The 21,873-nt window shown below is 39.5% G+C and carries 19 protein-coding genes; 12 read left to right on the forward strand and 7 right to left on the reverse strand.

Annotated elements, in window-relative coordinates; genetic code table 11:
• The first annotated feature begins 350 nt into the window (after positions 1 to 350).
• Complete coding sequence (gene yddG / locus H5116_RS18830) at positions 351 to 1,271, forward strand: aromatic amino acid DMT transporter YddG (RefSeq protein ID WP_182711735.1); 921 nt, start codon at positions 351 to 353, stop codon at positions 1,269 to 1,271.
• Positions 1,272 to 1,327: 56 nt separating this feature from the next.
• Here yddG and H5116_RS18835 read toward each other — a convergent pair whose 3' ends face one another.
• Complete coding sequence (locus H5116_RS18835) at positions 1,328 to 1,843, reverse strand: ankyrin repeat domain-containing protein (RefSeq protein WP_004334678.1); 516 nt, start codon at positions 1,841 to 1,843, stop codon at positions 1,328 to 1,330.
• Between the two features lie 98 nt (positions 1,844 to 1,941).
• On the reverse strand, positions 1,942 to 3,468 hold the full coding sequence (locus H5116_RS18840) for a catalase (RefSeq protein WP_182716834.1): 1,527 nt from the start codon (positions 3,466 to 3,468) through the stop codon (positions 1,942 to 1,944).
• A gap of 427 nt (positions 3,469 to 3,895) precedes the next feature.
• On the opposite strand from H5116_RS18840, the gene H5116_RS18845 reads away from it, so the two are divergent.
• From H5116_RS18845 to H5116_RS18865, 5 genes are all read left to right on the forward strand, one after another.
• Complete coding sequence (locus H5116_RS18845; protein WP_149593207.1) at positions 3,896 to 4,570, forward strand: HAD family phosphatase; 675 nt, start codon at positions 3,896 to 3,898, stop codon at positions 4,568 to 4,570.
• Positions 4,571 to 4,850: 280 nt separating this feature from the next.
• Positions 4,851 to 6,572: a cytosine permease gene (locus H5116_RS18850; protein ID WP_004334683.1), complete on the forward strand. Its 1,722-nt coding sequence runs from the start codon at positions 4,851 to 4,853 to the stop codon at positions 6,570 to 6,572.
• 60 nt (positions 6,573 to 6,632) lie between these two features.
• Complete coding sequence (locus H5116_RS18855; protein WP_182716835.1) at positions 6,633 to 8,156, forward strand: mannitol dehydrogenase family protein; 1,524 nt, start codon at positions 6,633 to 6,635, stop codon at positions 8,154 to 8,156.
• A 2-nt stretch (positions 8,157 to 8,158) separates the two neighbouring features.
• Positions 8,159 to 9,076, forward strand: a complete 918-nt coding sequence (locus tag H5116_RS18860) for a carbohydrate kinase (RefSeq protein WP_007584308.1) — start codon at positions 8,159 to 8,161, stop codon at positions 9,074 to 9,076.
• Between the two features lie 259 nt (positions 9,077 to 9,335).
• Complete coding sequence (locus H5116_RS18865; RefSeq protein ID WP_004334688.1) at positions 9,336 to 10,805, forward strand: carbon starvation protein A; 1,470 nt, start codon at positions 9,336 to 9,338, stop codon at positions 10,803 to 10,805.
• Between the two features lie 84 nt (positions 10,806 to 10,889).
• Here H5116_RS18865 and H5116_RS18870 read toward each other — a convergent pair whose 3' ends face one another.
• On the reverse strand, positions 10,890 to 11,408 hold the full coding sequence (locus tag H5116_RS18870; RefSeq protein WP_182694099.1) for a TetR/AcrR family transcriptional regulator: 519 nt from the start codon (positions 11,406 to 11,408) through the stop codon (positions 10,890 to 10,892).
• 389 nt (positions 11,409 to 11,797) lie between these two features.
• Here H5116_RS18870 and H5116_RS18875 point away from each other — a divergent pair, with 389 nt between their 5' ends.
• From H5116_RS18875 to H5116_RS18885, 3 genes are all read left to right on the forward strand, one after another.
• Positions 11,798 to 12,418, forward strand: coding sequence for a glutathione S-transferase family protein (locus H5116_RS18875; protein WP_182716836.1), 621 nt, complete (start codon positions 11,798 to 11,800; stop codon positions 12,416 to 12,418).
• A gap of 49 nt (positions 12,419 to 12,467) precedes the next feature.
• On the forward strand, positions 12,468 to 13,160 hold the full coding sequence (locus tag H5116_RS18880; RefSeq protein ID WP_182716837.1) for a cupin domain-containing protein: 693 nt from the start codon (positions 12,468 to 12,470) through the stop codon (positions 13,158 to 13,160).
• A 121-nt stretch (positions 13,161 to 13,281) separates the two neighbouring features.
• Positions 13,282 to 13,662 carry an STAS/SEC14 domain-containing protein gene (locus H5116_RS18885; RefSeq protein WP_002960091.1) on the forward strand — a complete coding sequence of 127 codons (381 nt, stop codon included), beginning with the start codon at positions 13,282 to 13,284 and terminating at the stop codon, positions 13,660 to 13,662.
• Between the two features lie 95 nt (positions 13,663 to 13,757).
• On the opposite strand, the gene H5116_RS18890 is transcribed toward H5116_RS18885, so the two are convergent.
• Entirely contained in the window at positions 13,758 to 14,645 is an 888-nt protein-coding gene (locus tag H5116_RS18890; RefSeq protein ID WP_138490298.1) for a LysR family transcriptional regulator, read from the reverse strand.
• Positions 14,646 to 14,764: 119 nt separating this feature from the next.
• Here H5116_RS18890 and H5116_RS18895 point away from each other — a divergent pair, with 119 nt between their 5' ends.
• From H5116_RS18895 to H5116_RS18905, 3 genes are all read left to right on the forward strand, one after another.
• Positions 14,765 to 15,643, forward strand: a complete 879-nt coding sequence (locus H5116_RS18895; protein ID WP_182716838.1) for an MBL fold metallo-hydrolase — start codon at positions 14,765 to 14,767, stop codon at positions 15,641 to 15,643.
• Positions 15,644 to 15,683: 40 nt separating this feature from the next.
• Entirely contained in the window at positions 15,684 to 16,334 is a 651-nt protein-coding gene (locus H5116_RS18900) for a DsbA family protein (RefSeq protein WP_182695368.1), read from the forward strand.
• Between the two features lie 82 nt (positions 16,335 to 16,416).
• Entirely contained in the window at positions 16,417 to 16,806 is a 390-nt protein-coding gene (locus H5116_RS18905; RefSeq protein ID WP_058553102.1) for a nuclear transport factor 2 family protein, read from the forward strand.
• 45 nt (positions 16,807 to 16,851) lie between these two features.
• On the opposite strand, the gene H5116_RS18910 is transcribed toward H5116_RS18905, so the two are convergent.
• The 3 genes from H5116_RS18910 to H5116_RS18920 form a co-directional block, all read right to left on the reverse strand.
• Positions 16,852 to 17,799, reverse strand: coding sequence for a carbohydrate kinase (locus H5116_RS18910; RefSeq protein ID WP_182695369.1), 948 nt, complete (start codon positions 17,797 to 17,799; stop codon positions 16,852 to 16,854).
• Positions 17,800 to 17,912: 113 nt separating this feature from the next.
• The gene (locus tag H5116_RS18915) at positions 17,913 to 20,309 is read right to left on the reverse strand and encodes a TonB-dependent siderophore receptor (RefSeq protein WP_182692364.1); all 2,397 of its coding nucleotides are present in this window, start codon (positions 20,307 to 20,309) and stop codon (positions 17,913 to 17,915) included.
• A gap of 171 nt (positions 20,310 to 20,480) precedes the next feature.
• The gene (locus tag H5116_RS18920) at positions 20,481 to 21,707 is read right to left on the reverse strand and encodes a sugar MFS transporter (RefSeq protein WP_182716839.1); all 1,227 of its coding nucleotides are present in this window, start codon (positions 21,705 to 21,707) and stop codon (positions 20,481 to 20,483) included.
• Positions 21,708 to 21,873: the final 166 nt, after the last annotated feature.

A 21,873-nucleotide genomic window follows, 5' to 3' on the forward strand; every position in this document is an offset into this window, starting at 1 on the left:
GTTCAAACTAGGGGCTATTTAATCGCGGCGCGAGATTTGTAACCTAGTGGGCTAAGTAAAAACCGAGCAAAGCTTCCGCGTCCTGCTCACGCCCCTTACCTACATCCATGTAGGCAACAAAGAGTAAGTAGCCCCTAGGAAGAACCCTTTGGGCAGCGCCTGTTTGGCATTAATGCTACGTTATCGCCCATTAATGGGGAATAACCACACTATATAGGCTCTGCCTTGCCTAAATACCAAACAGACTGCTGCAAATTCAACCTTGAAAGAACAACAGACCCTTATTGTTTAATTAAATAATTACTGTTAGTTTAGTTTCAAATTTACGAGTAGTACTTTTGGATTGGCAAATGGATTTTATAAGCAAAAATAAATACACGCTTTATGGAGTCGCGGCCATATTACTGTGGAGTTGCTTAGTTGCATTACTACGGGATATTTCTGAGTTGTTTAGCCCCATTGGTGGTGCGGCGGCTATGTATTCTGTCAGTGCGATATTTTTAATTTTGGTTATGGGAGTGCCCAAGTTTAGTGGTTTTTCGAAACGTTACTTGGTAATAGGTACTTTATTATTTGTATCGTACGAAATTTGCTTGGCGCTTTCTATTGGTATGGCAAACAGCCGTCATCAGGCAATGGAAATGGCGGTTATTAATTATTTATGGCCCACGCTGACTATACTGCTCTCTATTATTATTGGTCGTAAAAAAGTAAGTTTCTGGGTTTACCCAAGCATGATCATTGCTTTTTTAGGCGTTGCTTGGTGTATTACAGGCGATCAAAAAATGTCACTCGATACGCTTGTTACTAACTTTGCTGATAATCCTGCTACTTACTTAATGGCATTAGCTGCAGCGTTTATATGGGCTATTTATTGCGTAGTTACGCAAAAGCTGAGTAATGGTAAAAATGCTATTACGTTATTTTTTACTGTCACGGCAATGAGTTTGTGGGCGCAATATGGTTTTAGTAATGAAGCGCCATTAACGTTTTCACTGGGCTCAAGCATAACGTTGCTATTAGCTGGTGTAGTAGTGGGGAGCGGTTATGCACTGTGGAATCAAGCTATTATTGGCGGTAACTTAATGCTGTTGGGGACGCTTTCGTACTTTACACCGGTGTTTTCTACTATTATTTCGGCGTTGTATTTATCTATTACGCTGAGCGCTTCGTTTTGGCAAGGGGTTGTACTGGTAACAGTGGGCTCGCTAATTTGCTATTTTGTAACGCGAGAAAAGCCTAAACAACCTCAAATAGCGTCTGCAACATAAGGCTAATTTTATTAAAAATAAGCCCTATTATTTTAGGGCTTTTTGTTGCGTGCAGATTATTTTGCATTATTTACCTGCGCTAGTAACTCTATAACTTTTTGTTGACCAAATGTTTGTGCAAATTGCTCTGCTGTTTGACCGGCTTTGTTTTGATGCGCGTTGTCGCAATCAAGTGATACGAGTGTTTTAGCTATACTAAATTCACCTCTAAAAATAGCGGCCATTAGCGCTGTGTTGCCACGGTTATCTTCTAGACAGGCATTAGCGCCTAAGTGTAAAAGTGTGTTAACCGTGTTTTTATTACCATGGTAAGTAGCAATCATTAACGCGGTGTAGCCTTTATTGTTGTAGCTGTCGATAGGAATACCGGCATCTACAAATTGCTCTATTACAGCTGTGTCGTTTGTGCGTGCTGCGGCAAAGTAATAAGCAAATAAACTATCGTATTGAGTTTTTGCAGAATGTTGGGTTTCAGATTGAGTACTGGGTGTTTGTGTATCTGATGTATTTTGAGCGTAAACGCTACTGGTAAAGCTCAGAAATAGAGCGACTATAATTAATAAATTACGCATAACAATTGTCTCTTATAAAAGAGGAAGGGTTTATTCCTTCCTCATGATTGTGGTTTAAATAGCTATTTAGTTGGGACTAATTGCTTTTAACTAGTTGCCTATAAGTTAGCGGCTAGTTGTTTAACCATTTTAAGGTCGCCGTTTACAGCTTTAGTTAAGCGTGTACCGTACTCACTATCAGCTTTGTAAAAGTGGCTAAGCATTTTGTGTTTAACACTGCTGTTTTGCACTTTGCCTAAATCGCCTGCTAGGTTATTAATTAGGTTTGTACGTTCTTGCTTGCTAAAACCACGGTATATAACACCAGCTTGCGCGAAGTTTTGCTGCTTTTTAATCGCAGCTTGTTGTACAAAGCCTTTTAGCTCTGTGTTACTTCTACGTGCAATTGGGTTTTCAGCTACGTTTTCTTGGCTTGGCTGGTAGTTCACATTGCTTGTAGTGTTACCAATATTCATTGCGCCGTCTTGGTTGTAGTTAACCACTTCAACTTTTGCACGGTTAATTGGCAGTTGCTGGTGGTTAGCACCTAGGCGGTACATTTGTGTATCAGCGTAAGAAAACATACGACCTTGTAATAGTCTGTCTTCTGATGGCTCAATACCTGGAATAATGTTTGCCGGTGCCATTGCTACTTGTTCCGTAGATTGGAAGAAGTTAGTTGGCATACGGTTTAGGGTCATTGTTCCTACTTTAGTTTCTTTAATGTCTAACCACATTTTTGTTGCATCTAACGGGTTGTAATCAAAGTCATCAAGCTGCGATGGATCAAGCGTTTTAATGTACAGATCCCATTTAGGGAAATTGCCTTTGCCAATTTCGCTGTAAAGGTCGCGTGTTAAGTGTTGGAAGTCTTGGCTTTGCACTTTAGCTACTTCTTTTGCGTCAAGGTTATCAATACCTTGTTGGCTTACCCAATGAAACTTAACGTATTTAACATCGCCCGATTTGTTAATCATTTTGTATGCATGTACACCCCAACCGTCCATTTTACGAAGACTTGCTGGTGTACCGTAGTCGCTGTAAACCCACGTTAGCATTTGTGTAGAACCTGGTTCGTGCGAGAAAAAGTCAAATACGCGGTTAGGATCTTGAATATTATCAACCGGAGATGGTTTTAAAGAGTGAACCATGTCTGGAAATTTAATCGCATCGCGAATAAAGAACACCGGTAAGTTGTTACCTACTAAATCCCAGTTACCTTGGTCTGTGTAAAACTTAGTTGCAAAGCCACGTGGGTCACGCAGTGTTTCTGGGCTGCCTTTTGAGTGAATTACCGATGAAAAACGAACAAATACGTCTGTTTCTTTACCAGCTTTTGCAAACGGTGCTGCAATTGTTAAATCATCTAGCTCTTTTGATGCTACAAACACACCGTGTGCGCCAGTACCACGAGCATGCACAACACGCTCAGGAATACGCTCACGTGCAAAGCGTTGCAGTTTTTGAATTAGTTGCACGTCTTCTAGTAATACACTGCCACGTTCGCCAGCAGTAATTGAATTTTGGTTATCGCCAACAGCTGCGCCGTTATCTTTAGTAAGAGTTGTTGCTGCGCTTGCCGGTAATGCCATTGCAAGTGCCAGTGCAGTTAGTGTTAATTTTGTTTTGTTTATTTGAGTATTCATTGTCGACCTCATCTATTTAAAAGTGCCGGCAGTGGTGCAGGCTGTTAATCTGTTAACGATAGTATTAATTTTATTAACTTCGGTAAAACTGATTAATTAGATTGATGTAATTTGTAAAACAGATGAGATGAATTTGCAGATACACTTTTTACATTAATGTAATTTTTTTACTACGACCTTAGTCGCAATATGCTTTTATAAAATTTATTAAATACAAAGGTTTTTAGTTTTATCTGGCGGTATTTTCATCAAGCTGGTGCGTTTTATACTTACAGTGTGTTGACATATTCGCACAATAAAGGGAATATGCTCAACCAGTGAGCTTATGCCCATTACTGAGTTGCACTAAAAAGTTGCACAATATTAATCGCGCTTAACTCGTTATACTTAAATTAGCTAAACCAAACAGTGTTAATAAGGTGACAAGATGAATACTAATATTGAGCTAGTGATATTTGATTGTGATGGCGTTGTTATTGATAGCGAAATTTTAAGCGCACAAGTACTCATTAATATGCTTGTTGAAAAAGGCGTTGAGATTGACCGCGCTTATGTACAGCAACACTTTTTAGGCTGCAACTTTAAAACAGTAAGCCAAAAAATAGCGGATGCATTTAATGTCACTCTTCCTGAAAGCTTTGAAGGTGACTACCGCGAGGCACTATTAAACGAATTTGAAACCGGACTAACCACGACTGATGGTATAGAAGACGTACTTAACAATTTAGCTGTGCCTATTTGTATAGCTACAAGCAGTAGCCCAGCACGCACCGCAAAAGCGTTGAGCGTAGTGAGTTTAAGTAAGTACTTTAGCGATACGGTTTTTACCAGCAGCGAAGTTAAGCGTGGTAAACCGGCGCCTGATTTATTTTTACATGCAGCTAAGCAAATGGGTGTAAAGCCAGAGCATTGCTTAGTAATTGAAGACAGTAAAGCCGGCGTAAATGCAGGAATTGACGCCAATATGCAAGTACTGCATTACAGCGGTGGGCAACATATGCAAGGCTCTGTTAATCATGTACACAGTGCTTACCCAAATGTTGATCATTTAACGCATTGGCAAGATTTTTTTAGTGCATACCCTGCACTTAAAAAGCAGTAAACACGCAGCTTTTTAAATAAACAAAGTTTTAAACGCGATTTGCTCGCCTTACACACTGACAGGCAAGCAAACGCAAAATATAAATGTAGATGGTTTTGCTTTACTAAAAATAAAACAAAACATGGCAAAAGATCATGCGTTTATAAGCCAAATTATAAAAGGCAAAGTATGTAGGTACTATGCCAATCTGCTTAAATATAGAGTGATTTAACTTGTTAAATTATTCAAATAGTTATGCAGATTGGTATCAAATGCTTTGCTGTTAACAATAGGAAATACCATGGCAACGAGTCCACACACACAAACATTTAAAGATGTAAACGAAGAGCAACTTCCTGTTGCTAATAATAAGCTTCACGGCTGGAAGCATTTTGCAGGGCTATACGCCGGCGAACATGTTGCGGCTACTGAATTTGTTATTGGTGCAACGTTTGTTGCATTAGGCGCTTCAACCATCGACATTCTACTGGGTTTATTAATAGGTAACCTGTTAGCAATGTGTTCTTGGTGGCTGATTACTGCACCCATTGCAGTAGAAACCCGCTTAAGTTTATATAACTACTTAAACAAAATTGCTGGTAACTCAATGACCAAGCTCTATAACTGGGCTAACGTGGTTATTTTTAGTGTTATATCGGCCGCGATGATCACGGTATCCTCCACCGCCGTGCGGTTTTTGTTTGATATACCTGCGCAACTTGATTGGTATCCAAATAGCTTTTGGTTTGTAGCCATTGTTTTAGCTGTTGGCTCCATTGTTGTATTTGTTGCGATGTATGGCTTTTCTACGGTTGCTGACTTTTCAAAGCTGTGTGCGCCGTGGCTATTTGTTATATTTATTGCAGGCTCGTTTGCGTTATTCCCTGAGCTTTCAAATCACGTATTAGGTTCTACCTCTTTAACTAGCTTTAGCGACTTTATGACCATAGGTGACTCCTCCATATGGACGGGCACCAATGCCGATGGTGAAAAGGGCATTGGCCTATTAGAAGTGATTGGCTTTGCATGGGCTGCTAACTCAATAACTCACTTTGGTTTAATCGACATGGCTATTTTTAGATTTGCTAAACGCAAAAGCTATGGTTTGTTTTCTGGTGTGGGCATGTTTTTTGGTCATTACTTAGCGTGGATCTCTGCCGGTATTATGGGCGCAGGTGTTGCGGTATTACTTAAAACAACTATTTCATCACTTGATCCGGGCGATGTTGCATACCATGCATTAGGTTGGACTGGTTTTGTTATTGTAATTATTGCCGGTTGGACTACAGCTAACGCAAACCTTTACCGTGCAGGCCTTGCAGCGCAATCTATATTTGTTAATCAATCACGTGAACGCACCACCGCTATTGTAGGTGTTGTAACCGTAATTATTGCGTGTTTCCCGTTTGTATTTTCTCAAATGCTTCCGCTACTTACATACGCAGGCTTATTAGTTGTACCAGTAGGCGGCATTGTGTTTGCTGAGCATGTGTTATTTCCTAAAATTGGCCTAACACGTTACTGGGCTAAATATAAAAATATTACCCGCAGCGTACCGGCTATAGCATCTTGGGCGTTAGCACTTGTGTTTGGCTTTGGCTTAAACGCAATTGATGTAATGTCGTTTTACTACTTGTTTATTCCTACATGGATTTTCACCATTGTTGTTTACACGCTTTTAGCTAAAAAATACGGCGCTGGTGACGACTACACACAAGAAATTGCAGCAGAAAAACAAGAGCAACGTGATATTAAAGAATATCAAGCAGCTGAGGCTAAAGACATTCCAAAGCCAGTAATTGACAGCTCTGTATTTACCAAAGTACTTAACGCGGTTTCTACTGTTTCGTTGGTTATTATTTTTATATTTGCCAGCCAAGTGATGTTTTTCAGTGAAACTATGAGTATGTACAGCGCTAATAAATCGCAATTCGAAATAGCCTGTTTTATTTGTACTGTTATTTATTTTGTCACTGCGTACTGGTCGTTAAAACGCCATAAAGTACTCAATACAGCATCGTAATTACTTATCGTAATACAGTATCGTAATTTATATTTTATCTTTGTTTAGTAAGGTCACACCATGACACAATACCAACACACTGACGCTCTAGTTACAGGGCTAAACCAACAGAGCTTGGCTCAATTACCAAGCCATGTTGATACACCAACCTACGACCGTAGCGCAGTTAAAGCCGGTATTGTACATATTGGTGTGGGCGGTTTTCATCGTGCTCACCAAGCAGTGTATGTCAACGAGCTTTTAAAAACTCCGGGCTCTGAGCAATGGGGTATATGTGGTGTTGGCCTTTTAGAGGGTAACCGTGGTCTGCGTGATATTTTAAAGCAGCAAGATTACCTTTACACGCTTACTGTTAGACACCCAGACGGTACAATAGATAACAAAGTAATTGGCTCAATGATCGACTTTTTGTTTGCTCCAGAGGACAAACAAGTGGTAATTAATAAGCTAGCGCACAGCGATACTAAAATTGTGTCGCTTACTATTACTGAAGGCGGTTACAACTTTAACCCTGCAACGGGCGAGTTTGATTACAGTAATCCAGATATTATTAACGACATTAATAACCCAAACGACCCAATTACAGCGTTTGGCTACATTACCGCTGCGTTAAAATTGCGTAAAGAGCAAGGCCTAGGCGCGTTTACAGTTCAGTCGTGCGATAACATTCAGCACAACGGTAACGTAACACGCAAAATGCTTTTAGCCTTTGCTACAGAGCAAGACAAAGACTTAAGTGAGTGGATTGAGCAAAACGTATCGTTTCCTAATGCGATGGTTGACCGTATTACGCCGGTATCTAAAAAGAGTGATATTGATTACGTGGTTGATGCATATGGTGTTAGTGACGAGTGGCCAATTACCTGTGAGTCGTTTACACAATGGGTAATAGAGGACACATTTAGTGACTCTCGTCCAAATTGGGATGTTGTTGGTGCTCAGTTTGTTACTGATGTAACGCCTTATGAAACCATGAAAATACGTTTACTTAATGCAGGGCATTCTGTACTTGGTTTATTAGGTTCAATCCATGGCTACGGCACTATTGACGAAACGGTATCGGATGAATTATTTGCCACATACCTACGTGCTTTTATGGATAAAGAAGTAACGCCAAATCTTGAACCACTTGAAGGCATTGACCTTGAAAGCTACAAAGATACGTTAATAGAGCGTTTTGCTAATCCTAATATTAAAGACAGCCTAGCGCGTATATGTAGTGAAAGCTCAGCTAAACTGCCTAAGTTTTTAATTGCCACAATTAACGAAAACCTAGTACAAGGTCGAGATGTATCACTGGCAACGCTTGTTATTGCTACTTGGTGTTTGTATAGCGATAAAGGTTTAAGTGAAAACGGCGAGCAACTTGAAATACAAGATGCGATGCACAAAGAGCTTAATTCTTACGCGCAAGAGACTCAAACTAGCCCAATTGCATTTTTAAAGTTAACGAGCTTGTTTGGTAAGCTTGAGCATAACGAAACGTTTACTGCTGAATATAAAAAGTCGATTGCTGCGTTGTATGCACCTAATAGTAAAATTAAAGCCATTATGCAGGCTGTACTTGATCAAAAGAGTAACTAATTATGAGCATTTTAATTAATCATAAATCAGGCGAAAACGTAAGTGTTAGCTGTTTTGGCGAAGTACTGTGGGATTGTTTTGATTCAGGTAAACGCTTAGGTGGCGCGCCACTTAACATGTGTGTGCGTATTAACTCACTTGGCATTAAAGCCGACATGATCAGCGCTGTTGGTAACGACGAGTTAGGCGCTGAGCTACTAGGCGAAATTACTAGCAAAGGCGTAAGCTGCGAATACATTGCTATTAATAGTGACAAAAAAACTAGCACGGTTGAGGTAACGCTCGACAGTGGTGGCTCTGCAAGTTATGAAATAGTGGCAGATACTGCGTGGGATAATATAGCGCTTACCGATGAGTTACTTAGTAAAGTTAAAAGTAGCGATGTATTTGTATTTGGCAGCCTAATTGGGCGAAGCGAAGCGTCTTTAGCAACGTTAAATCAACTCGTTGATGTAGCAAACTTTAAAGTATTTGACGTAAACCTACGTGCACCGCATTACAAGCTAGAAACACTTGTAGATTTAATGAATAAAGCAGACTTTATTAAATTAAACGATGAAGAGCTATACGAAATTGCAAAAGCGATGGGTTGTAAGTTTCATTCGCTTGAACAAAATTTAGCGTTTATAGCACAGCAAACAAATACCGATTACTTATGTGTAACTAAAGGTAGCCACGGTGCTTTATTAACAATCAAAGGCGAAAATTTTTATAATTCAGGTTATTTAATTAGCGTAATTGACACTGTTGGCGCAGGGGATTCGTTTTTAGGTTCGTTAATTTATCAGCTTTGTAGCAACGACGACGCGCAATATGCCGTTGACTTTGCATGTGCCGTTGGAGCAATGGTCGCCGAAAGTTCTGGTGCAACACCTACTTTAACGCATCAACAAATTAGTGAGTTTATGAACCCACTTTAAAAAAACATTGTGTGTGAAAGCGGTTATACGTAAAAGTTTAACCGCTTTTTTTGTACCTAAAATAAGACATAGGCGATAAGTGAGTGTTAAGTGCGCAGGTTGCGTAAATAGTGGCTTATATCGATTATTGTATTAGCTAAACGTCTTATTGTTTGAGGGTTAAAGCTTTGTTATCGTTCGTCGATTATTCACGGATTGAAAAGGCGGGGCGACACACAATGCGCTCTATAACTAAAATACAAAAAGAGAAACGTGCTTTATGATCATCTTTTTTATCTGCCTCACTATTTTAATACTGGGCTATAAGTTTTACAGCCCATTTGTTGAAAAACAAGCCGGTTTGGATTCAACTGCTGACACACCACAAAAACGCTTTAGCGAAGGTGTTGATTACGTAGCTATTCACCCTGTACGAGCATTTTTAATTCAGTTTTTAAACATTGCTGGCGTAGGTCCAATATTTGGCCCAATTTTAGGTGCTTTATACGGACCAGTTGCACTAGTATGGATTGTACTTGGTAATGTTTTAGGTGGAGCTGTACACGACTTCTTCTCAGGTGTAATGAGTATAAAAGAAGACGGTAAAAGCCTACCAGAAATCGCAGGCCATTATTACAACGTCGTATTTAAAGGCTTTATGCTTGTATTTACTGCCATGCTACTGTTTTTTGTAGGTGTAGTATTTATTATGAGCCCTGCCGGTTTGCTAAGTAACCTTGATTTTTTTGAAGGTACAATACTGGCAAACAACACCTTTTGGGTACTTGCTATTTTAGCGTATTACTTTTTAGCTACCTTGCTACCAATTGATAAAATTATCACTAAGTTTTACCCAATTTTTGGTGCGCTAATGATTGTAATGACAGTGGCAATTGCTATTTCATTACTTATTAATGCGCCGCACTTACCTGTACCAAGTGACTTTTTAGCTTACTTTGAAGCTGATCACGCACATGACTTTTTAGAGCCAAACCCAGATGGATTACCAACATGGCCATTGTTATTTATAACAATTACCTGTGGTGCTATTAGTGGTTTTCACTCTACTCAAGCGCCTATTATTGCGCGCTGTTTAACTAACGAAAAATACGTACGTCCAGTTTATTACGGCGCTATGATGTGTGAAGGTATTGTAGGTTGTGTATGGGCACTTGCTGGTATTGCAGCGTTCCCAGATGGTTACGCAGGCTTAAAAGCATTGCTTGACCAAGGTGGTCCAGGCTTAGTTGTTAACCATGTAGCTAACAGTTACTTAGGCGTATTTGGCGGTATAATGGCAATTATTGCAGTAGCCGTATTCCCAATTACTTCTGGTGATACAGCGTTCCGCTCATTACGTTTAACTGTTGTTGATGCGTTTAATATTCCACAAAGCTTACGTAATCGCTTACTAGTGGCGGTGCCTATACTTGCTATAGCGTACTTTATGACGAAGCTCGATTTCTCGTTAATTTGGCGCTACTTTGCATTTTCAAACATGCTGCTTTCTACAAGCGTATTATGGCTTGCCACTAAGTACTTGTTTGACCGTGGTACATTCCATTGGATTGCCAGTGTTCCTGCTGTTATAGCAACAGCGGTAACGGTTTCTTATATTGGCACTGCAGCAATTGGTCTTAACTTATCAAGCGATTTAGGTAAACCTATTGGCGCTGTAGTAACAGTGATTGGCTTAATTGTTTTAGCAATTGTGCACTCTAAGCATAAAGTTAAACCAACAGCGGTTTAATAATCACATAAGTTATTTCAAGCATTAAAAAAGCGAGCTATTGATAATCAATAGCTCGCTTTTTTTGTGTACTAAATTTAGGTATTACTGAGTTGCAAGTTCAAAGTAACTATTATCGTCGAGCGTTTTGCTTATCATCATAGCGCCCTCAAGCAGGCTCACTGTTTGAATAGCTGCTTGAGCGGGGTTAGGCTCACCATTAGTTAAGTGTGCAGCGCTAAGCCATGTTAGGTTTTGATTAAAAAAGCGTTTTACTTCAAGGCGTACTTTATCTGGAAGGCTATCGCTTTCGGCTCCTAGTAACCCACATAAACACATTTTTTTATCGGTTACTAATGCACGTCTAAAAAGCTGAGTGTACACATCAATAGGATTTTTACCGCTTGCTTTAAGCTCGCTTGGCTCGCCTAACGCAGCTAAAAAAGAATTAGTATATTGATGAGCAAGCTCAGCACCTAAATCGGCCTTAGTCGCAAAGTGATAGTGCACACTGGCGCTTTTAATGCCGACTTCGCAGGCTAGCTCTCTAAAACTAAAATTACTGTATCCGCCAAGGCGCACCTTGTTTTCAGCGGCTTTTAATAAAGCTTCTTTTTTACTCATTTTTAATATTTCCTATCTGCAGTAACACCAGTTTTATTAAAAACATGATCATTGTATCGCATTAAATAACACACTAACTGCGTTAAAAATTATTTATACAGAATAACTAGATGTCATGATTTTCGCCTCGTTATTGCGCTATTTTCCTAGCGCAATAATAGATCACTTATTTAATGCAATTGGTACAGCAAAATTATCGACCAGTAGGTAGTTATTTACAAGTGTTTTTACTTTTAAGCAACTCCATAATTTTATTATGAATTAAGTTAAATCCCATAAACCAGAAAAATTTAAACGTTGACTTAAATTTAGTTTAATATTATAAATTACCTATCGATAGGTAGGCTCCGCCATTGGCTCACTTTTAAACAATAAAGATAGAGATTGCTATGAAAATTTATGATGTAGAAAACTTTCCAAATCCACTTCGTGTTCGTATCGCTTTAGCTGAAAAAAATGCCACTTCAAATGTTGAGTTTGTACCTGTTGATTTATTAAATGGTGAACACAGAACAAAAGCCTTTTTAGCTAAAAATCCATTAGCAGGTGTACCCGTATTAGAGCTAGATGACGGCACGTTTATATCAGAAAGTACCGCTATTACTGAGTATATTGATACCGCATTTGAAGGCCCATCTTTAATGGGTGAAACCGCAAAAGAGCGTGCAGTAATTAACATGATGCAAAAACGCGCAGAATCTATGGTGCTTGACGCTGTGGCAACTTACTTTCATCATGCAACTGATGGCTTAGGTCCAGAGCTTGAAACGTATCAAAATGTGGCTTGGGGTGAAAAACAAGGCGAAAAAGCACGCCAAGGGTTTAGCTATTTTAATGATGTACTAGCGCAATCGGCGTTTGTTGCAGGTGAGCCGTTTAGTATTGCTGATATTACATTGTATGCTGGGATGGTATTTGCTGGATTTGCACAAATAGCAATCCCGAATGAGTTAACCCATTTAGTTGCATGGCAAGAAAAAGTAGCAAAACGCCCAAGTGTTGCAGCTTAATTAGGTTATTAGTTTAAAATTTAAGTGGAGTTACGCTTAGGAGCCAAATATGAAAATTGCTGCCGATTTTAGTAAACGAGTTGTGGTACATAGCGAATCACTTCCGTGGGTTGCATCGCCAATGGCGGGCGTTGATAGGCGAGCGCTCGATAGAGTGGGCGACGAAGTTGCTCGCGCAACGACTATTGTTCGTTATGCACCTGGCAGTGAATTTTCGCCGCATGTTCATACAGGCGGTGAAGAGTTTGTTGTGCTTGAAGGGGTATTTCAAGATGAACATGGTGACTTTGTGGCAGGTTCTTATATCCGTAACCCACCGCAATCAAAGCACAAACCGGGGTCTGAAAATGGCTGCGTTATATTTGTAAAGTTATGGCAGTTTCAGCCAGATGATCGAACCCACGTGCGTTTACAAACGGACTTGATGCAAAGTACGGCGCACCCTAGTTTTAAAAATGTAGCCGTAACCCCTTTATACAAAGACGATTTTGAAGACGTAAGCTTGTTGGACTTTAAGCCCAACGCCTGCATGGTTATAAGCGCAAAAGGCGGAGCAGAGCTGCTAGTACTTGAAGGCTCATTTGATGAGCAAGCCGATACCCTTGTAAAAAACAGTTGGTTAAGAGTGCCTATTAATAGCTCTGTTAACGTTAAAGCGGGAAGTAATGGTGCAAAAGTATGGCTTAAAACGGGCCATTTAACTGATGTAGAAAACCAGATATCTCGCGTACAAAATGCGTAATTGAGTCGTTTATTTGAGACTATTTAATGATCTAGCTCAGGACTATTTATTGATTTAGTTCAGGACTAATTAATTTTAGAAGGTGTACTTTTACCACTCAGCCTATTTAAGGAGAGCAGTAATGGTACACACAACACATGGTTTATCGATTGGTCTTGAACGTGCAGGAAGAGAGTTTTTTTTAAAACTTAAAGCCGTTGGTACGCTTACTCACGACGACTACAAAATAATTACCCCAATGATAAATTCAGCTCTTGGCGAAGTTAAGCACCCAGTTGTAAACGCCTTAATAGATGGTAGCGAGCTTGAAGGTTGGGAATTACGCGCAGCGTGGGACGACCTCAAGTTAGGTGTTAAGCACTCTAAAGAATTTAAAAAAGTAGCTATTTACGGTAATAAAGAGTGGCAAGCTCGAATGGCCAAAATAGGTAACTGGTTCATATCGGGTGAGGTTCAATACTTTGAAAATGCTACCGCAGCCATAGATTGGCTAGACGAATAATAAATCCCTTCTTTCAAAAAATAGCGCTTACAAAGCGCTATTTCAACTCTTAAACAAAGGACTTATAGCGAACGTTTAATAGTTTTCGCTTATTGTTAAGTATCAATTTTATCAAAATACGTTACTAAGCTATCAATAAATGAACGAAGTGCAAGTGACTGATGTTTCCTAGAGCGGTAAATACCGTATATGCTCAAAGTTTGTGGTTTAAGGTGTGGTAGTAAATGTATTAACTTTCCATTATTTATATATTTCTGCGCAGCAAACTTAGGTTGTAGAGTTATTCCTTGATTATTAAGAGCAGCTTTTAACAGTAAGCTCGAATCATTAGCACTGAAGTTACCAGCAATCGCTACAGATACGGGTTTTTCAGGGTGTGAAAAATGCCACATACTTTTTTCAAACCGTGAATAGTTTAAACAGTTATGGCGACTCAAATCATCCGTAGTTATAGGCTTAGAGTTTTTTTCTAAATATTCTGGGCTTGCACATAATACTGAATGGCATTTCCCAAGTGGGCGAGCAATTATATTAGGATCTAAGTCATTGGTAATTCTAATTGCTAAATCTATTCGCTCTTCTACCAAATTTGTAACGTGATTACTAATTTGTACATCAATACTGACTTCGGGATGAGCGTGTAAGAATTGTTGCAACATATCTGGTAGTACATCATGTGCTAAAAAAGGCGAGCACGACAACCTAATTTGCCCGTTTAATCTGTTATTACTTTCTATCGGCGCACTGATGTTTTGGGCGATGGCAATGAGCTCTCGGCTATGATTAAGTACTTTTTCACCCTCTGACGTGAGTGTTATTTTTCTTGTTGACCGATGGAGTAGTTGGGTATTTGCCCACTTTTCCATTTGATTCAAATACCGTGTAACCATAGATCTAGACATATCTAAAGCACGGGCAGCACCGGCTAGACTTTTCTGCTCTACAATTTTTATAAATACATCAGCTGCAATAATTCTATCCATTCACTTTGCCTATATGTTCGATTTATGCAACAGATAGTTGCATTCTGCCTAGTTTTTCATTCTTAAATTGCAACATACAATAGCCTCATCTTAACGAAATAACAAACAGGCTACTGAGAATGAAAAAAGTTAAACACGTATTAGCAGCAACAGCTTTATTAGCAAGCACATTAATGCAACCGGTATTAGCGCAAAGTGAATTAGTTGTTGATGTATATAACGCACAAGACAAAAGTATTTTTGCTGTTTCATCAAGCATTATAAGTGGTGATAACGAAGTGTTATTAGTGGATGCCCAATTTCAGCGTAATGATGCACAAGCATTGGTTGAAAAAATAAAAGCGAGCGGTAAAACATTAACAGCTGTTTATATTAGTCACAGCGACCCTGATTTTTACTTTGGTTTAGATGTAATTAAAGCTGCTTTTCCAAAAGCAAAGTTATTAGCGACTAAATCAACAGTAGAGAATATTAAACGCTCAATGCAAGGAAAGTTAAATTATTGGGGGCCTATTTTAAAGAGCAATGCACCTAAAGAACTTATTTTGCCAGAAGTAATGCTATCAAATAGCCTAACTATAGATGGGAAAGAAATTATTATTAAAAATTTACAGCATGATCCAAAGCATACTTACCTTTGGATCCCTTCTATAAAAACAGTGCTGGGTGGGGTTGTAGTATTTGATCAAATGCATGTGTGGTTGGCCGATTCGAGCACTGCTGCAGAGCGTCAAACTTGGCAGTCAACATTAGATAACATCGAGAATTTAAAACCACAGACTGTTATTCCAGGTCATTTTTTACAGGGCAGTAAACAAGACCTTTCTGGTGTGTCATTCATGAAAGGATACTTAAATAAAGCGGATAGCGCTGCAAAAAATGCAAAAAACTCAACTGAATTTGTAGAGAGTATGACTCAAGCTTACCCTGATTTAGGTGCAAGAAGCATCTTAGAGTTGGGCTCAAAAGTGGTTATGGGTGAGATGCAATGGCACTAAGTGCCCTTGCGTTAAGCAATTATTTAGATAGGAAATATTAATGAAAAACGTAACGTTACATATAATTGTTGACCCTTTATGTGGTTGGACTTACGGCAGCGTGCCCTTGATCACCGCTGCTGAAAATATTGATGGTTTAATTGTAAAAGTACACAGTGGAGGTATGCTAACAGGTGATAATGTCAAACCTGTGACTCCTGCATGGCGTGAATTTGCACTTAAAAACGACAGTGTCATAGCGAAGAAAACCGGTCAGGTATTTGGTAGTAACTATACTGATGGGCTTTTAAAAACCAACGATATTATACTCAACTCGGCTCCGGCTATTACCGCTATATTGGCAGCGCAAGAGCTTGGTATATCAGGTGGGGAAATGCTTAATAGTATTCAACATGCTTATTATGCTCAGGGTAAAAACATTATGCAGCTGCATGTACTGACTGATATTGCATTGGAGCTGGGTTTAAACAAGGCCTTATTTGAAACCCACTTTAATGCGCTAGAAGGCGGTGCAACAGATCAACATATAGCACAAAGCCGAGGCTTATTGCACGATATTCATGGGCAAGGCTTTCCTAGTGCAGCATTTGAATTTAACACAGGTAAGTGGCAAAAAGCCGATATAGCCCATTATTATGGAAAAACTGAGCAGTGGGTTACCTACTTACAGCAATCAGTTGCGCTAGTATAGTGTGATGAAATTTCTAAATAATAAAGCTGTTTATATTACAGCTTTATTGAGCTTCCTTTTTATAGTGCAAGGGTGTGCAAAAATGAGCAACATAGACATAATTAAAAGTACGTATGAAGGCAAAACATCACAAGAGAATGGGCAAAATTTAGTTGCTCATGCAAGTGATACTATTACTTGGAAAGAGGCTGACGGTTTTGCTTATGCTGGTACATACCATGGTATGAATGACATTACTGAACATGTTTTTCAAAAGCTTGCAAGCGAGTGGTATAACTACACGTTTACGCCACAAAACTACTTATCCCAAGATGATACTGTTGTAGTGTATGGCACGTACTCTGGTACTTATATTAAAACGGGTAAAAAAATGCAAGCTAGGGTCGCGCATATTTGGCAGCTTAAAAATCAAAAAATAACGCACTTTGAACAAATAGTGGATAGTAAAATGGTGTTTGATGCTATGCAGTAACTACGCGTTACTGCATATATTTGAACTTAAAAAACATTAGGTCTATTAAAGTACATCAGCCAGCACAGGTAATGCCGGAAATGCCCCTTTAGCTAAACACGCTTTAGAGCCACATTTAAGAGCGAAGTGCAGGGCGCCTTTTACGCTCGCTTTATCATTTAGTTTATCTGCTAGTGGTAAATCACTTCCTAAGTTATTTAAGTAGTATAAAACCCCCGCTATAAATGCATCACCTGCGCTTGTTGTATCTACGGCGTTTATTTTTGGTGCCGATTCGTTAAGTGTAAATGCGCTGTGGTAAACCGTGGCAGGCTCTGGTCCATCGGTTAAAAACACCAGTTTTACTCCGGTATTTAATAGCATTTGAATGTAATCATCGCTCGTTGTATCGCTATGCTGAGCTAAAAAATTAAGTTCGTCACGCGAGAGTTTTACTATGTCACAATAGGTGTAACAGGCTTTTACATTGCTTGCTATATCGTTTGTGTTTTCCCACAAGCTGTAGCGTAAATTCACATCAAAACTGACGAGCTTATTATTCGCTTTTGCAAGTTCTAGCGCTTTAACCGTTGTGTTGGCAATTGCTGATTCGGTTAATGTGTTTGAACAAAAGTGTAGTGTGCTTATTTCTTGCCAATTTATATGCGCTAAATGCGCCTGCGTTAATAGTACATCGGCTGTGTTATGGCGATAAAAGCCAAAACTACGCTCGCCGGTTTCATCAAGGCTTACTATAACCATGGCGGTTTGTGAGCCTGGAATGGTAAATAAATAGTCTGTATTTACATTGTATTGCGCTAATGCATTACTTAATTGATTGGCAAAATGATCGTCCCCTTTACCACCACAAAATGCAGCCTCTGCGCCGAGTTTTGCGTAGCCAACAGCTACATTGGCAGGCGCGCCACCTGGTATAGGTAAATAGGCTGAGTTATTAGCATCTTGTGGCAGCATATCAATTAATAGCTCGCCTAAGCACAGGAGTTTAGTCATTTGGAATATCCTAAAAAGCCTAGCAAGGCTAGGCTAAAAAACGTGAAGGGTGTTATTTATTCATACTTTAAAAGGCGCTACAGTGACTACTCACCGCAGCGCAATACACACATTTAGTTAAAAGCGTATTTTAAAGTTACCGACGTTGTGCGGCCGTTAATAGTACGGGCACGAATAATGTTATTTTCAGGTACTGAACCTTCTTCTGCTTCTGTAATACCTACTGTATCAAATAGGTTATTCACATTAAGCGCAATATTAAGGTTTTCAGATAAGTCATAGCTTACAAAGCCATTTACCTGTGTGTAGCCGTCAAATTGTAGATCGTTATTATCTTGAGCGTATGCATCGGTAGTACCAATGAAACTTACCCCTGCAGCGCCTTTTTCATAGTTGTAACGTGCCATTAATGAGTAAATTAAATCGGCTTGACGACGTGGTGTATTACCTACAACATCTGGGTTAAGCGCATCTTTTGCTATTTCTGCATCGGTCCAAGTTAAATTACCGCGAAAATCCCATGCATCAATAAAGTAAGTAGATTCTATTTCAATCCCTTTTGCTTCGTATTCACGGTCAAAAAACGTTTGTGATGTTGCTTCAAAATTTTGCTCTTCAGTTTCGGCAAAAAACGCAGTAGCAAACACTGATAATGAATCAAAGCGCTTTTTAACACCAAACTCAAACTGGTTTACTTCATCAACAGCGTCTTCTTTTGCAACAGAGCCGTCGGCGCGTACTTTACCAAATAAAAGACGGTCAGCATTTGCACGCCCACCTTTACTAATACGTGCAAACGTAGCAAGGCTTGGGTCAATTTGATAATTAGCACCAATTGAATAAGAAGAATAGTTCCAGTCATAGTTTACTGGGCTGGCGTTGGCAATATCAATACCTGCAACGTTTTGCTCAGGGATTGATATTTCTCCGTCGCGGTTCATATCTACAGTTGATGTTACGGCACCTGCATAGTTACCGCGAGCTTCGCCACTGTCGTAACGGGCACTTGCATCAATGCTTACGTCGCCTAATTTAGTAGAGAATGCAACGTATGGTGCACGGGTGTCGTACTCTGTGTCGTAATCACGTTGGCAACAGTTTCCCCAGTAAGGTGTGCCATATGCATATAAACCATTTTCTGAAAATTCAGTACCGTCAGCTGCAGTAACATTTAATAATGCAGCATTGTCGCCTTTAAGCTCCATAAGGTATGAATTCCATAACCACGACATAGCAATGTTTTGTGTTGACGCGTAATAACCAAAGGTAATGCTGGTGTCATCATCAAACGATTTAGTTAGTTTAAAGTCGTTAACTAATGAATCGAAGTCGTTCATTGTTACGTCAAACGTATGAATTCGCATAGCAAGGTCGTCGTTAAATGCAGCGCCCGTGTTTGCGTTACTGAGTGTTGCGCCTACACCACCAATGCTCTGTGCAATAGATGATGCGCTGCCAACCTCTGCAGGAATAAGCGAGTTAAAGTTGCCGCTTATTGATGATTTACGAAAACGGTTTTCGATACGCCAATCGTTATCTAAATCAAATACAGCTTCAAAACCAACAGAGTCAACCTTTGGATTCATACCATCGCGAATATCGCCGCTACTGATTTGGTTTTCACCATTTAAACGTACTGTTTTAGTAAATAACGCTGAGTGAGGTGTGTCTGATTGCGCATCAAAGCCAGCAATAGAGTCACCATTTGAGTACATTGGCATTGGAAGGTAGCCAACACTCTTATCGTCTAAGTGTTTGTAGTAAAGGCGAACGTAACCGTTGTCGAAATCTTTTGTAAGGTTAGCTTTTATTTGGCCACCTTTATTAGACGTGTAACCTGTTTCGCGCGGGCCTTCGCCTTGTCGAACAAAGCCACCAACATGAAAACGCACGCTATCGGTTAAGTAAGTGCCGTATTCAAAGTCTGTACGAACGCTGTCGTAATCTAAGCCAAGTGTTGTAGATACACTGCCAGATTCGTTTTCGCCATTTTTAGAGATAAAGTTAATAATGCCACCAGGTGCATTACTTGCGGCAGTAGATGCTGAGCCACCACGAATCGATTCGATAGTTTGCACAGTGTTATCTAATCGCATAAAAATATCTGAATTACCAAAAGCGATATCACCGTATTGCAGTACAGGTAAACCATCTTCTTGTAATTGTAAAAATTTTGCACCGCCTGAAGCAACTGGCAGGCCACGAACAGCAATATTTGCATTACCTTCGCCACCTGTCGATTCTGCACGAATACCAGGAATGATTCTAAAAGCCTCGGCTGTTGAGCGAGGAGTAGACACCTGAACTTGTTCAAGTGATACGCTACTAACTGAAACGCTTGAAGCCATGATTGTTGTTCGACGTGGTACGCCGGTTACAACTATTGTTTCAAGACCTTTGTTTTGTGATGCTTCAGGTGTTGCTTGGTCTGTTTCTTGTGCGTTAACGCCTTGACTTACGGCAAGTGCTAAAGCGCTGATTAAATATAAAGGTGTATTGTGTGTTGTCATGTGAACGCCTCGTTGTGTTGAACCCAGTAGGATTTGTTATTTTCACTTAATCGATTAAGTAAAAATAACAAATATTTTACAATAAGCAAATTATTTTGTGTTTAATTTGCTCTTTTATTATTCATATGTTGATTTTAAAAGTATTTTTTATTGTATTGAGATACAAATTTATTAAGCTGTTGGGTTATTTTCTTGTAAAGCACTCATTGATGGGTCGCGTAAATAATTGAACAACATAGCTACAAATAAAATCACGGCAAACCCTGTTGCTAAGTAAAAGCCATAGCGCACATGGCCAAAGTAATCGCTGATCATACCCATAAATAAAGGAGCTAAAGCAGCCGATAATGCGGTAAAAAATAATATAACGCCGGCTACGGCTCCATGGCGCTCAGCAGGAAAACACGATATACCTTTAGAGTTTAAAGTTGGATAAACCATAGACATAAATAAACCTGAAAGAGGTAATAACCCTACAGCCCAGTCAACGCCACCAATAAGTGTACCCACATAACAAAGCGCAATACCTAAGCTTAAATAAGCCATAACACCTTGCCAGCTATAACGATTTAGTAACCATACGGCAATAAAACGACCTGCAGCACGTAGTATAAAAAATATAGTAAGTGCATAAGTGGCAAGGAGTGGCCAAGAGCCTGTGTAGTCCTTTAATAGCGTTGGCATCCATACATAAATAGCCACTTCAGTCGCTACATAAAGTGCAATAGCTAAAGAAAAGCCAAGTGCATAAGGGTTTTTTATCATTTTCATGGTCGTGGCCAAAGAGGCTGGCTTTTCAGTTGTTTTAACTACGTCAGGGTAGTCTGCGCGCCATGCTAATAAAGCAAGGATTAAACACATTACGCCCGCAGTAATATACAGGTATGTCCAACTAACGTTTTGCACTAATAAAACACCAACTAGGGCAGGGCCTACAATAGCGCCAATGCCAAAAAAGCCCTCAACCTTGTTCATAGTTTTAGTATGGTCGTCGTTACTATGTGAAATATCGCCAAGCAATGCCAGTGCGCCGGTTTTAAATAAACCAATGGCCAGGCCTATGCAGCAAAGCAATACTAAAAAGAAAGTAAAACTGGTGCTAAATGCAAATAAAAAACAACTCGCGGAAAATATTAATAGACCTAGCATAATGGTTTTTTTACGGCCAAGGCTGTCAGCTAAAAAGCCTAAAAATAATCCACTAAAGGCAATGAGTGCCATAGGAGCGTAATGAAATGCACTCGCTTGAGTCATGCTCAAACCGAAATCTTTTATAAGTTCGGGGATTATCATGCCGACTGCGTCAGAGGTCATGGCAAACATAAAAAACATCATGTATGTAAGCCAGCGTATTTGTTGCAGTGGGTCGCTGCTTACGTGAGTGTGTGATTTTGTCATGTGTTTATTCCTCGTTAAATTCTCTATTAATACTTCGTAAGTCAGTCAGTTGCTTACTGTAGTATTACGTGAGACACGAAATTTGTATGTAAAATTATTAAAAATTACTTGTAAATTCTTACTCGCTAGTTAAAGATATATCTTAATCGATTAAGTTTCAACATGG

This window comes from Pseudoalteromonas sp. SG45-2 (assembly GCF_014164115.1).
Lineage (GTDB): Bacteria > Pseudomonadota > Gammaproteobacteria > Enterobacterales > Alteromonadaceae > Pseudoalteromonas > Pseudoalteromonas distincta.

Excerpts from the sequence above, each read along its gene's own strand:
- H5116_RS18880 (WP_182716837.1), top strand. The coding sequence starts at position 12,468 with ATGAAAATTGCTGCCGATTTTAGTAAACGAGTTGTGGTACATAGCGAA.
- H5116_RS18835 (WP_004334678.1), bottom strand. The coding sequence starts at position 1,843 with ATGCGTAATTTATTAATTATAGTCGCTCTATTTCTGAGCTTTACCAGT.
- H5116_RS18920 (WP_182716839.1), bottom strand. The coding sequence starts at position 21,707 with ATGACAAAATCACACACTCACGTAAGCAGCGACCCACTGCAACAAATA.
- H5116_RS18850 (WP_004334683.1), top strand. The coding sequence starts at position 4,851 with ATGGCAACGAGTCCACACACACAAACATTTAAAGATGTAAACGAAGAG.
- H5116_RS18915 (WP_182692364.1), bottom strand. The coding sequence starts at position 20,309 with ATGACAACACACAATACACCTTTATATTTAATCAGCGCTTTAGCACTT.
- H5116_RS18860 (WP_007584308.1), top strand. The coding sequence starts at position 8,159 with ATGAGCATTTTAATTAATCATAAATCAGGCGAAAACGTAAGTGTTAGC.
- H5116_RS18900 (WP_182695368.1), top strand. The coding sequence starts at position 15,684 with ATGAAAAACGTAACGTTACATATAATTGTTGACCCTTTATGTGGTTGG.
- H5116_RS18885 (WP_002960091.1), top strand. The coding sequence starts at position 13,282 with ATGGTACACACAACACATGGTTTATCGATTGGTCTTGAACGTGCAGGA.
- H5116_RS18905 (WP_058553102.1), top strand. The coding sequence starts at position 16,417 with ATGAGCAACATAGACATAATTAAAAGTACGTATGAAGGCAAAACATCA.
- H5116_RS18840 (WP_182716834.1), bottom strand. The coding sequence starts at position 3,468 with ATGAATACTCAAATAAACAAAACAAAATTAACACTAACTGCACTGGCA.
- H5116_RS18865 (WP_004334688.1), top strand. The coding sequence starts at position 9,336 with ATGATCATCTTTTTTATCTGCCTCACTATTTTAATACTGGGCTATAAG.
- H5116_RS18895 (WP_182716838.1), top strand. The coding sequence starts at position 14,765 with ATGAAAAAAGTTAAACACGTATTAGCAGCAACAGCTTTATTAGCAAGC.
- H5116_RS18870 (WP_182694099.1), bottom strand. The coding sequence starts at position 11,408 with ATGAGTAAAAAAGAAGCTTTATTAAAAGCCGCTGAAAACAAGGTGCGC.
- H5116_RS18875 (WP_182716836.1), top strand. The coding sequence starts at position 11,798 with ATGAAAATTTATGATGTAGAAAACTTTCCAAATCCACTTCGTGTTCGT.
- H5116_RS18845 (WP_149593207.1), top strand. The coding sequence starts at position 3,896 with ATGAATACTAATATTGAGCTAGTGATATTTGATTGTGATGGCGTTGTT.
- H5116_RS18910 (WP_182695369.1), bottom strand. The coding sequence starts at position 17,799 with ATGACTAAACTCCTGTGCTTAGGCGAGCTATTAATTGATATGCTGCCA.
- H5116_RS18855 (WP_182716835.1), top strand. The coding sequence starts at position 6,633 with ATGACACAATACCAACACACTGACGCTCTAGTTACAGGGCTAAACCAA.
- H5116_RS18890 (WP_138490298.1), bottom strand. The coding sequence starts at position 14,645 with ATGGATAGAATTATTGCAGCTGATGTATTTATAAAAATTGTAGAGCAG.
- yddG (WP_182711735.1), top strand. The coding sequence starts at position 351 with ATGGATTTTATAAGCAAAAATAAATACACGCTTTATGGAGTCGCGGCC.